This window comes from Scleromatobacter humisilvae, from assembly GCF_023231945.1.
GTDB classification, from domain to species: domain Bacteria; phylum Pseudomonadota; class Gammaproteobacteria; order Burkholderiales; family Burkholderiaceae_C; genus Scleromatobacter; species Scleromatobacter humisilvae.
Genome location: NZ_JAJLJH010000002.1, coordinates 578,143 through 593,909, shown reverse-complemented (window position 1 = coordinate 593,909; position 15,767 = coordinate 578,143). Strand labels below are relative to the sequence as shown.

The following is a 15,767-nucleotide window of genomic DNA, read 5'->3' as shown; positions in this document are numbered from 1 at the left end:
CATGCACCATCCCCGCCAACTGTCCGCCGCCGTCCTGATCGCCGCCAGCTCGCTCGGCGCCGCGGCCCACGCCGACGGCATGCCCGCGTCGCTCGCGATGCCCGCGCAGATCGAGCGCATCGAGCCCGCGTTCTGGTGGGTCGGCATGAAGAGCGACAAGCTGCAGCTGCTCGTGCACGGTCCGCGCATCGCGGACGCCGCGCCGCAGATCGGCGACGCGCGCGGCGTGCGCATCGAGTCGGTGTCGCGCGTGGCCAACCCGAACTACCTGTTCATCGACCTGCGCATCGCGCCCGATGCCGCGCCGGGGCGCGTCGACATCGTCTTCAGCCATGGCGACGAGCGCTTCCACGCGCCGTTCGAGCTGCGCGCCCGCGCGCCGGGCTCGGCGCAGCGCCGCGGCTTCGACTCGTCCGACGTGATCATGAACCTCGTGCCGGACCGCTTCGCCAACGGCAATCCGGCCAACGACAACGTGCCCGGCTATGGCGACGAGGCGCGCCGCGGCGACGACGAGGCCGGCCGCCACGGCGGCGACATCCAGGGGATCGTCGACCACCTCGACTATTTCCGCGACCTCGGCGTGACCATGCTGTGGCCGACGCCGCTGACCGAGAACAGGCAGCCGAAGTATTCGTACCACGGCTACGCCGCCACCGACACCTACAGGATCGACCCGCGCTTCGGCACGAACGAGGACTACCGCCGCATGGTGGCCGCGGCGCACGACAAGGGCATCGGCGTCATCATGGACGTGGTGTTGAACCACATCGGCTCCGAGCACTGGTGGATGCACGACATGCCCGCGCCCGACTGGATCGGCTTCGACGGCAAGTTCGTGCAGACGCAGCACGCGCGCACCACCGTGAGCGATCCGTACGCGTCGCGGGCGGACGCGAAGATCTACACCGACGGCTGGTTCAGTCCGAACATGCCCGACATGAACCAGCGCAATCCGTTCCTGGCCGCGTACCAGATCCAGAACGCGATCTGGTGGATCGAGTACGCCGGCCTGTCGGGCCTGCGCGTGGACACCTGGGGCTACTCCGACCAGGCGTTCCTGCAGGAATGGACGCGCCGCGTGATGGCGGAATATCCGAACATGAACATCGTCGGCGAGGAGTGGACGAGCCAGCCGACCGTGCTGATGCACTGGCTCGGCGGCGAGCGCGGCGCCAAGCACCGCCTGGCGACGCCGCTGCCCAGCGCGATGGACTTCCCGCTGAACGGCACGCTGCGCAAGGCGCTCGCCAGCGACACCGACGACCTGCACGCCGGCCTGATGGATCTGTACGAGGGACTCGTCAACGACGTCCTGTATCCCGAGCCCTCGAAGCTCGTGCTGTTCGAGGGCAACCACGACCTGCCGCGCCTCTACAGCGTGCTCAAGGAGGACGCCGGCCTCACCAAGATGGCGCTGGCCTACGTGATGACGATGCCGCGCGTGCCGCAGATCTACTACGGCACCGAGGTGCTGATGACGAGTCCGACGGTGCGCGACGACGGCAAGGCGCGCCAGGACTTCCCGGGCGGCTGGGCCGGCGACAAGATCGACGCGTTCACCGGCAAGGGCCTGAGCGCCCCGCAGAAGGACATGCAGGCCTTCGTGCGCACGCTGCTGAACTGGCGCAAGACGCAGACGACCGTGCACCACGGCAAGCTCATGCATTTCGTGCCGGAGCACGGCACCTACGCCTGGTTCCGCTACGACAGCGACTCCACCGTGATGGTCGTGATCAACAAGAACAAGGCCGACACCGAGCTCGACCTCACGCGCTTCAGCGAGGTGTTGAAGACGCCGGCGGCGGCACGCGACGTGCTGGAGGGCAAGGCGGTGACGCTGGGGACGACGATCACGCTGCCGGCACGCTCGGTCAAGATCTTCGAGGTGCGCTGAAAGTTGGCATTAATGATGCGTAAATGTGTATGCAGACTACGGGTCTGGCCGTAGGGTATTGGCAAGGGTGATCGACGCGCCCTGGGCGTCAGCGAGCGAGTCGGTGCGGTTGATCAAAAACCGTAGGTAAACTACATTCTCGACTTTCGTCGCGAATGCAGGCTTCGCGCCGGCGTTTCCACTTCTTCCGCGAGCTCCATGACCGTTGCCAACACCTCCAGCTTCCCGCGCCTGATGGGCGACGTCGGCGGCACGAACGCCCGCTTCGCCGTCCAGGAAGCGCCGGGGGCCCAGCCGACGCAGGTCGTCACCTATCCGAGCGTCGAGTACGACACCATCGCCGACGCCCTGAAGGCCTACGTCGCGCAGCTGACCTGCGCGAGGCCGCTGCAGGCGGCCATCGGCATCGCCAACCCGATCGTCGGCGACCACGTGCAGATGACCAACTTCCGCTGGTCGTTCTCGATCGAGGCGGTGCGCAAGGAGCTCGGCTTCGAGCGCCTGCTGTTCATCAACGACTTCACCGCGCTCGCGCTGTCGCTGCCGTCGCTGCAGCCGGAACACCTGCGGCGCATCGGCACGGCCGGCACGGCGGACCCGAAGGGTGCGATCGGCCTGCTCGGGCCCGGCACCGGCCTGGGCGTGTCGGGCCTGCTGCACGACACGGCCGGCCACCTGGTGCCGCTGGGCGGGGAGGGCGGCCACGTCAGCCTCGCCTCGGCCAACGCGCGCGAGGACGCTGTGATCGCCGTGCTGCGCGACCGCTTCGGCCACGCTTCGGCCGAGCGGGCGCTGCAGGGGGCCGGTCTCGTGGCCGTGTACGAGGCCTTGTGCAAGATCGACGGCGTGCCCGCCGCAAACCTGGATCCCGCCGGCGTCACGGCCGCGGCCATGGCCGGCAGCGATGCGCGCTGCGTCGAGGTCGTCGAACTCTTCTTCGCATTCCTCGGCAGCGTCGCGGGCAACCTGGCACTGACGCTGGGCGCCCGCGGCGGCGTCTACATCGGCGGCGGCATCGTGCCGCGCCTGGGCGACTGGATCGACCGCTCGGCGTTCCGCGAGCGCTTCATCGCCAAGGGCCGCTTCCGCGAGTACCTCGACGGCATCCCGACCTGGCTGATCCATGCCGAGACGTCGCCGGCGCTGATCGGCGCGGCGCGGGCGCTCGACGAGCTTTGAATCCGGCGGCCCCATGAAAAAAGCGCGCCGTCGGCGCGCTTGTCATCGGGGATGGCGAATCACTCGCCCAGCAGCTCCGCGCCGCCGCCCATCACCTGGCTGAAGCCGGCGTCGACGTACGAGATCTCGCCGGTCATGCCTGCGGACAGGTCCGACAGCATGAACGCCGCCACGTTGCCCACGTCGTCGATCGTCACCGTGCGGCGCAGCGGCGAGTTCTCCTCGAACACGCCCAGCAGCTTGCCGAAGCCCTTGATGCCCGACGCCGCCAGCGTCTTGATCGGCCCGGCCGAGATGCCGTTGACGCGGATGCCCTTCGGGCCGAGGCCGGCGGCGAGGTAGCGCACGCTGGCCTCCAGCGAGGCCTTGGCCAGGCCCATCGTGTTGTAGGCCGGCACGGCGCGCACGGCGCCCAGGTAGGTCATCGTCAGCAGGGCGCTCCTGTCGCGCAGCTGGGGCAGCGTCGCCTTCGCGAGCGCCGGGAAGCTGTAGGCGGAGATGTCGTGCGCGATGCGGAAGCCTTCGCGCGACAGGCCGTCCAGGAATTCGCCGGCGATCGCCTCGCGCGGGGCGAAGCCGATCGAGTGGACGAAGCCGTCGAAGCCCTCGGGCCAGGCCTGCTTGAGGCCGTCGGCCAGCGCCGCGATCTGCTCGTCGGAGCCGACGTCGCAGTCGAAGATCAGTTTCGAGCCGAATTCGGCCGCGTACTCGGTGATGCGCTCCTTGAAGCGCTCGCCCTGGTAGCTGAAAGCGAGTTCGGCGCCTTCGCGGTGGCAGGCCCGGGCGACGCCGTAGGCGATCGAGCGGTTGTTCAATACGCCCGTGATGAGCAGGCGTTTGCCGGCGAGGAATCCCATGCGGTCTCCGTAATGTTGCTAGTATGGCGATTGTCGCACCTCAATCTTGCGAGTACAGCGCTTGCAGGCTATAATACGAGCTTCGCTGAAGTACTGGATACGCGGATTCACTGCCGCAGCCCTGAGTTAATCGTGGGTTGCGCGGGGTCTGACGGCAAGGGCATGACGCGTGGAAGAGGTGGGCGGATAGTCTTTCTGCCCATTTTTTTTGCCGCCGAGTTTGCGCCGTGAAATAAGTCCGCACGGAACAGTACTCCGGCGAGAAGAACTCTGCGGGATCGTGGCCTTCGAAAAGCCGCGGTGCCGATTGCAAGTTGCAAGGGTCCTCAGGGGCCTTTGCCACTTTTTGGGCTTGGTCGTTTCAACTTTCGAACCTTAGAACCACTTTCTTGGCAGGACCCGCACACACCCCAGGCTGGACTTCGGCCGTCGAACGCACCGTCACCGGGTTGGGATACGACCTGGTCGACGTCGAGCGCGTCGGCGGTGGACTCCTGCGCGTCACGATCGACCGCGTCCCTGGCCATGTGTACACGACGGGCGAATCCGAGTTCGTGCTGGTCGAGGATTGCGAAGCTGTCACGCGGCAGCTGCAATATGTGCTGGAAGTGGAGAACGCGGACTACAGCCGGCTCGAGGTCTCCTCGCCGGGCTTGGATCGTCCGCTGCGGGGCGAACGCGACTTCCGGCGCTTCGTCGGCGAACAAGTGGAAATCACCCTCAAGCAGCCGTTCCAGGCACGCAAGAAGTTCGCGGGCGAACTGCAGGCGCGCGAGAACGGCTGGGGACTGGTGCTGCCGGCGGCTCCGATCAGCAAGACGCAGGCGAAGGCAGGTGCCAGGGCGGACGTCGAGCAGGTGCTCGATTTCACGCTGGATGAATTGCAGGAAGCCCGGCTGGTGCCGGTGATCGACTTCAAGGGACGCCGCCGCAAGGCGGAGCCCACCGCCGAGCCCACCGGGGCCGGTGCTCAATCCGACGACGGAGGTCAAGAAGAATGAACCGCGAAATGCTGATGTTGGTGGACGCGATCTCGCGCGAGAAGACCGTCGAACGCGATCTCGTGTTCGGCGCGGTCGAGTCTGCGCTCGCCTCGGCCACCAAGAAGCTTCACGGTGCCGACGTGGACATCCGTGTCTCGGTGGACCGCGAGACCGGCGACTACGACACCTACCGCCGCTGGCATGTCGTGCCGAACGAGGCCGGCCTGCAGATCCCCGATGCCGAGATCCTGCTGTTCGAAGCGCAGGAACAGATCGCCGACATCGAGGTCGACGACTACATCGAGGAGCCGATCGATTCGGTGCCGATCGGGCGCATCGGCGCGCAGGCCGCCAAGCAGGTCATCCTGCAGAAGATCCGCGACGCCGAGCGCGAACAGCTGCTCAACGACTTCCTGTCGCGCGGCGAGCGCATCTTCACGGGCACCGTCAAGCGCCTGGACAAGGGCGACATCATCGTCGAGCAGGGCCGCGTCGAAGGGCGCCTGAAGCGCAGCGAGATGATCCCGAAGGAAAACCTGCGCTCGGGCGACCGCGTGCGTGCGTTCATCGCCGGGGTTGATTCCCAGGCCCGCGGCCCCCAGATCATGCTCTCGCGCAGCGCGCCGGGCTTCATGGTCGAGCTGTTCGGCCAGGAAGTGCCCGAGATCGAGCAAGGCCTGCTGGAGATCAAGAGCTGCGCGCGCGACGCCGGTTCGCGCGCCAAGATCGCCGTGCTGTCGCATGACAAGCGCGTCGACCCGATCGGCACCTGCGTCGGCGTGCGCGGCTCGCGCGTGACCGCGGTCACCAACGAGCTCGCCGGCGAGCGCGTCGACATCGTGCTGTGGAGCGAGGATCCGGCCCAGTTCGTGATCGGCGCGCTGGCCCCGGCCAACGTGCAGTCGATCGTCGTCGATGAAGAAAAGCACGCCATGGACGTCGTCGTCGACGAGGAGAACCTCGCGATCGCGATCGGCCGCGGCGGCCAGAACGTGCGCCTCGCGTCCGACCTGACCGGCTGGCGCATCAACATCATGACGGCCGAGGAATCGCAGGCCAAGCAGGCCGAGGAATCGGGCGGCGTGCGCGCGCTGTTCGTCGACAAGCTGGACGTCGACGAGGAAGTGGCCGACATCCTGATCGAGGAAGGCTTCACGAGCCTCGAGCAGGTGGCCTACGTACCGCTGCAGGAAATGCTCGAGATCGAAGGCTTCGACGAGGACACGGTCAACGAGCTGCGCACCCGTGCGAAGGACGCGCTGCTGACGCTGGAGATCAAGCGCGAAGAGAGCATGGAAGAGGTTTCGCAGGACCTGCGCGACCTCGAAGGACTGACGCCCGACCTGATCGGGAAGCTGGCGGACGGTGGCGTGCACACGCGCGACGACCTGGCCGACCTGGCGGTCGACGAACTGGTGGAGATGACCGGCGTTGACGAGGCCAGCGCGAAGGCGCTGATCATGAAGGCCCGCGAGCACTGGTTCAACACCTGAGCCGCGACGCCCACCACGTACTACGAACGCCCGGAACAACGAGCAAGGAATTCCTGAAATGGCAGTGACCACCGTCGCCCAGTTTGCAGCGGAGCTGAATCGCCCCGCTGCAACGCTGCTCGAACAGCTGCAGTCCGCGGGCGTCGCCAAGGCGACGACCGACGACGCGCTGAACGACGCAGACAAGGAGCGGCTGCTCGACTACTTGCGCACCGCGCACGGCACCACCGGGGGCGAGCGCAAGAAGATCACGCTGACCCGCAAGTCGACCAGCGAGATCAAGCAGGCGGATGCGAGCGGCAAGGCCCGCACCATCCAGGTCGAAGTGCGCAAGAAGCGCACCTTCGTCCAGCGCGACGACTCCACGACGGAGGAGCAGGCCCAGGCCGCTGCCGCCGCGGAGGAAGCCGAGCTGATGCGCCGCGAGGAAGAAGCACGCGCCCAGGCCGCGCTGATGCGCAAGCAGGAAGAGGAGCTTGCCGAGAAGCGTCGCCTGCGCGAAGCGGAAGAGGCGCGCGTGCGCGCCGAGTCCGAGGAACGCGCCAAGGCCGCCGCGGAAGCCGCCGAAAAGGCGGCCGCCGAGAAGCTGGCCGCCGACGCCGCGCGCGCCGCCGCCGAGGCCGCCAAGCCCAAGGTGCCGATGACCAAGTCGGCCAAGGACGCCGCTGCCCGCGAGGCGGCTGCCGCAGCCGCCGCGGCCGCTGCCGCGCCGGCCCCGGTGGCCGAGCCGCCGGCGCCCGAACCCGTTGCCGCGCCGGTCGAGCCGGTGCGCCAGGTGCGCGTGATCAAGGCTGCCGACGCCGCGGAAGAAGAATCCAAGCGGATGAACGACCTGCAGAGCCGCCGCAAGGCCGCCGAGGCCGAGGCCGCCGCCATCCGCGCGATGATGTCCGCGCCCAAGAAGGTGCTGACGGCGCCGAAGCCGGAGGCTCCGAAGCCTGCCGACGCCGCCGCCGGCATCAAGGGCACGATCCACAAGGCCAAGGCCGTTCCGGGCGCCCCGACGCCCGCGGCGCCGGGCGCCAAGCCGGGCGACAAGAAGGCCGTCAAGTCCGAGAAGCTCTCGTCGAGCTGGGCCGACGATGCCGCCAAGAAGCGTGGCGAGGCCGGCAAGGGCCGCGGCGCTCCGGCCGGTGCGTCCGCGGGCGCGGGCCGTCCGGGCTGGCGCGCTCCGCGCGGTGGCGCGCGTGGCGGCCGCGATCGCGATTCGGGCTCCAGCAACTTCCAGGCGCCCACCGAAATGGTGGTGCAGGAAGTGCACGTGCCCGAGACGATCTCCGTGGCCGACCTGGCGCACAAGATGTCGGTCAAGGCCTCCGAGGTCATCAAGCAGCTGATGAAGCTGGGCCAGATGGTCACGATCAACCAACAGCTCGACCAGGAGACCGCGATGATCGTGGTCGAGGAAATGGGCCACACGGCGATCACCGCCAAGCTGGACGATCCGGAAGCCTTCAGCGAGGAAGAAAAGGCCGCGCAGGTTGTCGGCGAACTGCTGCCGCGCGCGCCGGTCGTCACCGTCATGGGTCACGTCGACCACGGCAAGACCTCGCTGCTGGACTACATCCGGCGTGCCCGCGTGGCCTCCGGCGAAGCCGGCGGCATCACGCAGCACATCGGCGCGTACCACGTGGAGACGCCGCGCGGCATGATCACCTTCCTGGACACCCCGGGTCACGCGGCCTTCACGGCCATGCGTGCGCGCGGTGCCAAGGCCACCGACATCGTGATCCTGGTGGTCGCGGCCGACGACGGCGTCATGCCGCAGACGAAGGAAGCGATCCACCACGCGAAGGCGGCGGGCGTGCCCATCGTCGTGGCGATCAACAAGATCGACAAGCCCGATGCCAACCTCGAGCGCGTGAAGAACGAGCTCGTGGCCGAGCAGGTCGTGCCGGAAGAATTCGGCGGCGATTCGCCGTTCGTGTCGGTGTCGGCCAAGACCGGCCAGGGCATCGACGCCCTGCTCGAGCAGGTGCTGCTGCAGGCCGAAGTGCTGGAGCTCAAGGCCCCGGCCGAGGCCGCGGCGCAAGGCGTGGTCGTCGAAGCCCGCCTCGACAAGGGCCGCGGCCCGGTCGCGACGGTGCTGGTGCAGACCGGCACGCTCAAGCGCGGCGACATCGTGCTGGCAGGCTCGAGCTTCGGCCGCGTCCGCGCGATGATCGACGAGGATGGCAACGCGACCAACGAAGCGGGTCCGTCGATCCCGGTCGAGATCCAGGGCCTGACCGAAGTGCCGCAGGCCGGCGACGACTTCATGGTGCTGACCGACGAACGCCGTGCGCGCGAGATCGCCACGTTCCGTCAGGGCAAGTACCGTGACGTCAAGCTGGCGCGCCTGCAGAAGTCCAAGATGGAGAACCTGTTCGACGGCATGGGTGCCGACGTCCAGGTGATGCCGATCATCGTCAAGGCCGACGTGCAGGGTTCGCAGGAAGCGCTGGGCGCCTCGCTGCTCAAGCTGTCGACCGACGAGGTCAAGGTGCAGATCGTGCACTCGGCGGTCGGCGGCATCAGCGAGTCGGACGTCAACCTGGCGATCGCCTCCAAGGCCACCATCATCGGCTTCAACGTCCGTGCGGACGCCGGCGCGCGCAAGCTCGCCGAGAACAACGGCGTCGACCTGCGCTACTACAACATCATCTACGACGCCGTCGATGAGGTGAAGGCAGCGATGACGGGCATGCTGGCGCCGGAACAGCGCGAGGAAGTCGTGGGCTCGGCGGAGATCCGCCAGATCTTCACGGTCTCCAAGACCAACATCGCGGGTTGCATGGTCACCTCCGGCGTGGTTCGTCGCGGCTCCAAGGTGCGACTGCTGCGCGAGAACGTCGTCGTCCACACCGGCGAGCTCGATTCGCTGCGCCGCATGAAGGACGAGGCGCGCGAAGTCCGCGAAGGCTTCGAGTGCGGCCTGACGATCAAGAACTACAACGACATCAAGGAAGGCGACCAGCTCGAATTCTTCGAGATCAAGGAAGTTGCCCGAACGCTATAAGGCGGGACGCACTTCACCTGTGCAAAAGCCCCGCCAGAGAGTTGGCGGGGCTTTTCACTTGAGAGGTTGAAAATCATGCGACACAAGAGAAACATCCCCAACCGCGGCTTCCGCGTCGCCGACCAGATCCAGCGCGATCTGGGCGAGCTGATCCGCGAGCTGAAGGATCCGCGCGTCGGCATGATCACCGTCAACTCGGTGGAGGTCACGCCCGACTACGCGCACGCCAAGGTCTACTTCTCGCTGCTGATCGGCGATTCGGCCGAGAGCGAGATCGCGCTGAACGAGGCCGCCGGCTTTCTGCGCAACGGCCTGTTCAAGCGCCTGTCCATCCACACGGTGCCGACGCTGCACTTCCATTTCGACCGCACCACCGAGCGCGCGGCCGAACTGAACGCGATGATCCTGCAGGCCAATGCGAGCCGTGCCAAGGAAGACGACGCCAAGCCCGACGAGTCCGGCAAGGCCGAGGACTGAGCCTGCCATGACCGAACTTCAACCCGTGACGTCGACCGACGCCGCCGCCGCGCCCGCGGCCGCGCGCGCGTCCCGGCCTGCGCGGGTGAAGATCGTGCGCCGGCCGGTACACGGCGTGCTGCTGCTGGACAAGCCGCCCGGCCTGTCGTCCAACGACGCGCTGCAGAAAGCCAAGTGGCTGCTGCGTGCCGAGAAGGCCGGCCACACCGGCACGCTCGATCCGCTGGCGACCGGGCTGCTGCCGCTGTGCTTCGGCGCGGCGACCAAGTTCGCGCAGGTCAGCCTCGATTCCGACAAGGCCTACCGCGCCACGCTGCGCTTCGGCCAGACCACGCGCACCGGCGACGCCGAGGGCGACGTGCTGCAGGAACGCCCCGTCGCCTTCAACCGCGACGCGCTGGAAGCCGCCTGTGCCCGCTGGACGGGGGCGATCAAGCAGTTGCCGCCGATGTACTCGGCCCTCAAGCACAACGGCAAGGCGCTGTACGAATACGCGCGTGACGGCGTGGAGATCGAGCGTGCCGAGCGCGACGTGACGATTCACACAATCGCCATCGTGGATTGGCACCATGAAAACCCGGAGACGGCGACAATCGACGTTCGCTGTTCCAAGGGCACCTACATCCGCACCCTGGCCGAGTCCATCGGCGAGACGCTGGGCTGCGGCGCACACCTGACCGGGCTGCGCCGCACCGCGAGCGGCCCGTTGACGCTGGACAGGGCGATCACGCTGGAGGCGCTCGAGGCGATGCCCGAGGCCGAGCGCGAAAGTTGCTTGGCTGCCCCCGATACCTTGCTGGCCGAGTGGCCGGCCGTGCGACTCGACGCCAACGAGGCCGCACGTTTCCTGACCGGCCTGCGCCGGCGCACCTCCGAGCCCGACTGCGCGCACCTGCGCGTGTACGGGCCCGAACCGCACGCACTTCTTGGCAGCGCGCACATCACGGCTGGCGAGTTGATCGCCGATCGCCTGCTGAGCCCCACCGAAGTGCAGGGCCTGCTGAACGAATTGAACCTTCCGAGAACGTTATGACCGATAGCACGCAGATCCGCAACATCGCCATCATCGCCCACGTCGACCATGGCAAGACGACGCTGGTCGACCAGCTCCTTCGCCAGAGCGGCACCTTCGCCGACCACGAGAAGGTCGTCGACACCGTGATGGACAACAACGCGATCGAACGCGAGCGCGGCATCACCATCCTGGCCAAGAACTGCGCGGTCAGCTGGAAGGGCACGCACATCAACATCGTCGACACCCCGGGCCACGCGGACTTCGGCGGCGAGGTCGAGCGCGCGCTGTCGATGGTCGACGGCGTCGTGCTGCTGATCGACGCCCAGGAAGGCCCGATGCCGCAGACGCGCTTCGTGACGAAGAAGGCGCTGGCCCTCGGCCTGAAGCCCATCGTGCTGGTCAACAAGGTCGACAAGCCGGGCGCCAAGCCCGAGGCCGTCGTCAACGCCGCGTTCGACCTGTTCGACAAGCTCGGCGCCAACGACGAGCAGCTCGACTTCCCGGTCGTCTACGCGTCAGGCATCAACGGCTGGTCGTCGCTGACCGAAGGCGCGCCGGGCGAGAAGTGGGGCGAGGACATGTCCGCGCTGTTCGACACCGTGCTCCGGCACGTCGAGCCGAACAAGGGCGACCCCGCGGCCCCGCTGCAGCTTCAGATCTCGGCGCTCGACTTCTCGACCTTCGTCGGCCGCATCGGCGTCGGCCGGATCCTGCAAGGCACGATCAAGCCGTCGATGGACGTCGTGGTCATGGAAGGCCCCGATTCGAAGCCCATCAAGGGCCGCGTCAACCAGGTGCTGACGTTCCAGGGCCTGGATCGCGTGCAGGTCACCGAAGCCGGCCCGGGCGAGATCGTGCTGATCAACGGCATCGACGACGTCAACATCGGCGTGACCATCACCGACCCGATCAACCCGGCGCCGCTGCCGCGCCTGAAGGTCGACGAGCCGACGCTGACGATGAACTTCCTCGTCAACACGTCGCCGCTGGCCGGCCGCGAAGGCAAGTACGTCACCAGCCGCCAGATCTGGGACCGCCTGCAGAAGGAACTGCAACACAACGTCGCGCTGCGCGTGAAGGAAACCGACGAGGACGGCGTCTTCGAGGTGATGGGCCGCGGCGAACTGCACCTGACCATCCTGCTGGAGAACATGCGCCGCGAAGGCTTCGAGCTGGCCGTGTCGAAGCCGCGCGTCGTGTTCCACGACGTCGACGGCGTGCGCCACGAGCCGATCGAGCTGGTGACGGCCGACGTCGAGGAAACCCACCAGGGCGGCGTCATGCAGGCGCTCGGCGAGCGCAAGGGCGAGCTGGTCAACATGGAGCCGGACGGCCACGGCCGCGTCCGCCTCGAGTACCGCATCCCCGCGCGCGGCCTGATCGGCTTCTCGAACGAGTTCATGAACCTGACGCGCGGTTCGGGCCTGATCTCCAACATCTTCGACGGCTACGAGCCGCACAAGGGCGACATCGGCGGCCGCAAGAACGGCGTGCTGATCTCGATGGACGCCGGCGAGATCTTCACCTACGCGCTCGGCAAGCTCGACGACCGCGGCCGCATGTTCGTCAAGCCGAACGATCCGGTCTACGAAGGCATGATCGTGGGCATCCACAGCCGCGACAACGACCTCGTCGTCAACGCGACGCGCACCAAGCAGCTGACCAACTTCCGCGTGTCCGGCAAGGAAGACGCGATCAAGATCACGCCGCCGATCGACCTCACGCTGGAATACGGCGTCGAGTTCATCGACGACGACGAGCTGGTCGAGATCACGCCGAAGAGCGTGCGTGTGCGCAAGCGTTTCCTGACGGAAAACGAGCGCAAGCGCAACAAGAAGACGGGAGATTGAGCCCCCACGGTCGCTAGCGCTCCCTGCCCCCCGAGGGGGCGCTCCGCGAGCGGCCCGGCAGAGCCGGATCCGCCGCTCCCTTGAACTTCGTTTGCGGCGCGCGAGCGGCAGCGCCGGGGCCGACCTGCGTCATGGCGTGCGACACTTCGACGCGATGAATGAAACGTCTTCCCTGAGCCATGCCCGCGCCGCGTTCGGCATGGTCGTCGTCACGCTGATGTGGAGCACCGCCGGCGTCGTCAGCCGGTCGCTGCAGACGGCCGAGAGCTTCGAGGTCACCTTCTTCCGCAGCCTGTTCAACCTCGCCGGGCTGGGCCTCGCGCTCACGTGGATGCGCGGCTGGGGGCTCTGGGTCGACCTGTTCCGCTCGCCGCGCGTCGTCTGGATCTCCGGGCTGTGCTGGAGCGTCATGTTCACCGCCTTCATGGTGGCGCTGACGATGACGCGCGTGGCCAACGTGCTGGTGACGATGTCGATCAGCCCGCTGCTGACCGCCGTGTTCGCGCGCGTCTTCCTGCATCACCGGCAGCCGGCGCGCACGTGGGTCGCCATCGCCGTCGCGGGCGCGGGCATCGCGTGGATGTTCGGCCGCAGCATGCAGGCGGCCGACGCGCGCAGCCTTGCCGGCATGGCCGTGGCGCTCGCGGTGCCGCTGTCGTCGGCGGCCAACTACACCGTGCTGCAGCACGCCGGCCGCGCGCGGCCCGCGGCGGACGACAGCACGACCACGCCCGCCGAACAGCCCGACCTGTTCAGCGCCGTCCTCATCGGCGCGGCCCTCTCCGCGCTCGTCACGCTGCCGCTGGCGTGGCCGTTCAAGTCGAACGCGCACGACCTCGGCCTGCTGCTGGGGCTCGGCGTCTTCCAGCTGGCGATCCCTTGCCTGCTGCTCGTGCGCGTCGCCCGCGCGCTGCCCGCGCCCGAGGTTGCGCTGCTGGGCCTGCTCGAGGTGATCTTCGGCGTGCTGTGGGCCTGGATCGGCGCCGGCGAGGCGCCGGGCAGCTCCGCGCTGGTCGGCGGCGCCATCGTCGTCGGCGCGCTCGTCTTCAACGAACTGCTGAGCCTGCGCGGTCGCCAGGCGATGCAGGTTTCCTAGGAAACTTTCCATGTCGCAATCCGATGCGCCCACCGTCCTCGCCGAGCGCCGCCAGCACCTGGGCATCCTGACGTTGAACCGGCCCAAGGCGCTCAATGCGCTGTCGCTGGAGATGATCCGGCAAGTCACCGCGCAACTGCTCGCGTGGCGCGACGATGCGCAGGTCGGCGCGGTGCTGCTGCGCGGCGCCAACCGCGAAGGCAAGGCGCCGGCATTCTGCGCGGGCGGCGACATCCGCTACTTCCACGAGGCCGCGCTCGCCGGCGACCCGACCATCGAGGATTTCTTCAGCGAGGAATACGCGCTCAACCACCTGATCCACACCTTCGGCAAGCCGACCTTCGTGCTGATGGACGGCATCACGATGGGCGGCGGCATGGGCCTCGCGCAGGGCTGCTCGATGCGCGTGGTCACCGAACACGCCAGGCTCGCGATGCCCGAGACCAACATCGGCCTGTTCCCCGACGTCGGCGGCGGCTGGTTCCTCGCGCGCACGCCGGGCTACCTCGGCGAGTTCCTGGGCCTGAGCGGCCAGGTGCTGGGCGCGGCCGACGCGTTGGCCGTCGACTGGGCCGACATCTGCGTCAAGTCCGATCGGCTCGACGAGCTCGTGCAGGCGATCGCCGATGCGACGGCCGTCGACGGCGTGGGCGCGCTTTCGGCGGTCAACGCGTTCGCGGCCGACGCCGGCGCGTCGTCGCTGGCGGCGCAGCGCGATCTCGTCGACCGCGTGTTCGCGGCGCACGACCTCGCGGCGATCGTCGCCGCGCTGGCGGCGGAGCCGGGCGAGTTCGCGGCCGCGCTCGCCAAGGCGCTGTCGCAGCGCTCGCCGCTGATGATGGCCGTCACGCTGGAGCAGATCCGGCGCGCGCGCACCATGACGCTGGCCGACGACCTGCGCATGGAGCGCGGCCTCGTGCGCCACTGCTTCCATCTGCGCCCGGGCGCGGCCAGCGAGACGTTGGAGGGCATCCGCGCGCTGGCCGTCGACAAGGATCACGCGCCGCGCTGGAATCCGGCGAAGGTTGCCGACGTGGACGCGGCGATGGTCGCGGCGTACTTCGCGTCGCCGTGGCCGGCGCACGCGCATCCGCTGCGCGACCTGGCCTGAGCGTCGCCGCGCGCCCGCAGCCTCGCCAGGATCGCGCCCACGCCCGCCAGCAGAAGCAGCCACGTGGGCGCCTCGGGCACCGCGGGCGGCGGATTGACGGGTAGCCCGCCGCCTCCGCCGCCCGGCCCGCCGGGGCCGATCGGGCCGATGTCGCAGCATCCGTCGCCACCGCCAGCGCCACCGCCACCGCCACCGCCAGCGCCAGCGCCAGCGCCGATCGGTGCGCCTCCGGCCGGCGGCTCAGGGGCGCCGGGCGGTGCGCCGACGATGTCCGGCGGTGGGAGGAAATCGAGCGGGGACACGAGATCCGATGGGGTGTCGGCCGGCGTGCTGGCCGGCGGCCCGGCCGCCGGTTCGATGTCGATCGGCCCGTCGTCCAGCGCCGCGACGCGGTCAGGCCTGCGCGACACCAGCGAGACGTTGTTGCAGACCGTCGGCACGATCACGCAGGCCTCGGCGACGCAATAGACCAGCCCGCGTTCGCGATGCGTGGCGCTCCAGGCCGAGCGGTCGACCTCGCCGCGGCAGACCTGGCCGTGGCCGCTGTGCATCTCGCGCAGGCCGGTGTAGGCGTGCGCGCCGACGATGTCGTCGCGCGTGATCGTCGCGACGTCCGTGTAGCGATGCGCGGCCATCAGCGCGCGCAGCTGCCGTCGCGTCGGCTCGCTCAGGTCGAAGTCGGCCACCGCGCGCGCGGGGTCGCCGCGATACGGATTGGCGCCGGGATGTGCCCAGGAACAGCCGGGCTGCGCGACCACGAGGCTGGTGGACAGGATGAGCTGAAGACCGATGCTCACGTCGGTCTCGCGTC

12 protein-coding genes are annotated in these 15,767 nt (G+C 68.5%); 10 read left to right on the top strand and 2 right to left on the bottom strand.

Annotated features, from left to right (window positions below; translation table 11 throughout):
• Nucleotide 1: 1 nt before the first annotated feature.
• The gene (locus LPC04_RS12035) at nucleotides 2–1,897 is read left to right on the top strand and encodes a glycoside hydrolase family 13 protein (RefSeq protein WP_275682463.1); all 1,896 of its coding nucleotides are present in this window, start codon (nucleotides 2–4) and stop codon (nucleotides 1,895–1,897) included.
• A 198-nt stretch (nucleotides 1,898–2,095) separates the two neighbouring features.
• Nucleotides 2,096–3,076 (top strand): glucokinase, encoded by a 981-nt coding sequence (gene glk / locus LPC04_RS12030; protein WP_275682462.1) that lies wholly within the window; start codon nucleotides 2,096–2,098, stop codon nucleotides 3,074–3,076.
• 59 nt (nucleotides 3,077–3,135) lie between these two features.
• Here the strand turns inward: glk and fabI are convergent, their stop codons facing one another.
• The gene (fabI, locus tag LPC04_RS12025; RefSeq protein WP_275682461.1) at nucleotides 3,136–3,933 is read right to left on the bottom strand and encodes an enoyl-ACP reductase FabI; all 798 of its coding nucleotides are present in this window, start codon (nucleotides 3,931–3,933) and stop codon (nucleotides 3,136–3,138) included.
• Nucleotides 3,934–4,322: 389 nt separating this feature from the next.
• On the opposite strand from fabI, the gene rimP reads away from it, so the two are divergent.
• The 8 genes from rimP to LPC04_RS11985 all read left to right on the top strand — a co-directional run bounded on the left by rimP (nucleotide 4,323) and on the right by LPC04_RS11985 (nucleotide 14,956).
• On the top strand, nucleotides 4,323–4,934 hold the full coding sequence (rimP, locus tag LPC04_RS12020; RefSeq protein ID WP_275682460.1) for a ribosome maturation factor RimP: 612 nt from the start codon (nucleotides 4,323–4,325) through the stop codon (nucleotides 4,932–4,934).
• Nucleotides 4,931–6,409, top strand: a complete 1,479-nt coding sequence (gene nusA / locus LPC04_RS12015; protein ID WP_275682459.1) for a transcription termination factor NusA — start codon at nucleotides 4,931–4,933, stop codon at nucleotides 6,407–6,409. The genes rimP and nusA overlap by 4 nt, the downstream gene beginning before the upstream one ends.
• Before the next feature lie 58 nt (nucleotides 6,410–6,467).
• Entirely contained in the window at nucleotides 6,468–9,407 is a 2,940-nt protein-coding gene (gene infB / locus LPC04_RS12010; RefSeq protein ID WP_275682458.1) for a translation initiation factor IF-2, read from the top strand.
• Between the two features lie 75 nt (nucleotides 9,408–9,482).
• The gene (gene rbfA / locus LPC04_RS12005; protein ID WP_275682457.1) at nucleotides 9,483–9,884 is read left to right on the top strand and encodes a 30S ribosome-binding factor RbfA; all 402 of its coding nucleotides are present in this window, start codon (nucleotides 9,483–9,485) and stop codon (nucleotides 9,882–9,884) included.
• A gap of 7 nt (nucleotides 9,885–9,891) precedes the next feature.
• Complete coding sequence (truB, locus tag LPC04_RS12000) at nucleotides 9,892–10,917, top strand: tRNA pseudouridine(55) synthase TruB (RefSeq protein ID WP_275682456.1); 1,026 nt, start codon at nucleotides 9,892–9,894, stop codon at nucleotides 10,915–10,917.
• Entirely contained in the window at nucleotides 10,914–12,749 is a 1,836-nt protein-coding gene (gene typA / locus LPC04_RS11995; protein WP_275682455.1) for a translational GTPase TypA, read from the top strand. Before truB ends, typA begins: the two co-directional genes overlap by 4 nt.
• Before the next feature lie 154 nt (nucleotides 12,750–12,903).
• Nucleotides 12,904–13,845: a DMT family transporter gene (locus LPC04_RS11990; protein WP_275682454.1), complete on the top strand. Its 942-nt coding sequence runs from the start codon at nucleotides 12,904–12,906 to the stop codon at nucleotides 13,843–13,845.
• Nucleotides 13,846–13,855: 10 nt separating this feature from the next.
• Nucleotides 13,856–14,956: an enoyl-CoA hydratase/isomerase family protein gene (locus LPC04_RS11985; protein ID WP_275682453.1), complete on the top strand. Its 1,101-nt coding sequence runs from the start codon at nucleotides 13,856–13,858 to the stop codon at nucleotides 14,954–14,956.
• Here the strand turns inward: LPC04_RS11985 and LPC04_RS11980 are convergent.
• Entirely contained in the window at nucleotides 14,842–15,753 is a 912-nt protein-coding gene (locus LPC04_RS11980; RefSeq protein ID WP_275682452.1) for an MHFG family PEP-CTERM protein, read from the bottom strand. The two genes, LPC04_RS11985 and LPC04_RS11980, sit on opposite strands and share 115 nt — an antisense overlap.
• Between the last annotated feature and the right edge of the window lie 14 nt (nucleotides 15,754–15,767).

Coding starts and splice junctions, on each gene's coding strand:
- LPC04_RS12035 (WP_275682463.1), top strand. CDS start 2: ATGCACCATCCCCGCCAACTGTCCGCCGCCGTCCTGATCGCCGCCAGC.
- glk (WP_275682462.1), top strand. CDS start 2,096: ATGACCGTTGCCAACACCTCCAGCTTCCCGCGCCTGATGGGCGACGTC.
- fabI (WP_275682461.1), bottom strand. CDS start 3,933: ATGGGATTCCTCGCCGGCAAACGCCTGCTCATCACGGGCGTATTGAAC.
- nusA (WP_275682459.1), top strand. CDS start 4,931: ATGAACCGCGAAATGCTGATGTTGGTGGACGCGATCTCGCGCGAGAAG.
- infB (WP_275682458.1), top strand. CDS start 6,468: ATGGCAGTGACCACCGTCGCCCAGTTTGCAGCGGAGCTGAATCGCCCC.
- rbfA (WP_275682457.1), top strand. CDS start 9,483: ATGCGACACAAGAGAAACATCCCCAACCGCGGCTTCCGCGTCGCCGAC.
- truB (WP_275682456.1), top strand. CDS start 9,892: ATGACCGAACTTCAACCCGTGACGTCGACCGACGCCGCCGCCGCGCCC.
- typA (WP_275682455.1), top strand. CDS start 10,914: ATGACCGATAGCACGCAGATCCGCAACATCGCCATCATCGCCCACGTC.
- LPC04_RS11990 (WP_275682454.1), top strand. CDS start 12,904: ATGAATGAAACGTCTTCCCTGAGCCATGCCCGCGCCGCGTTCGGCATG.
- LPC04_RS11985 (WP_275682453.1), top strand. CDS start 13,856: ATGTCGCAATCCGATGCGCCCACCGTCCTCGCCGAGCGCCGCCAGCAC.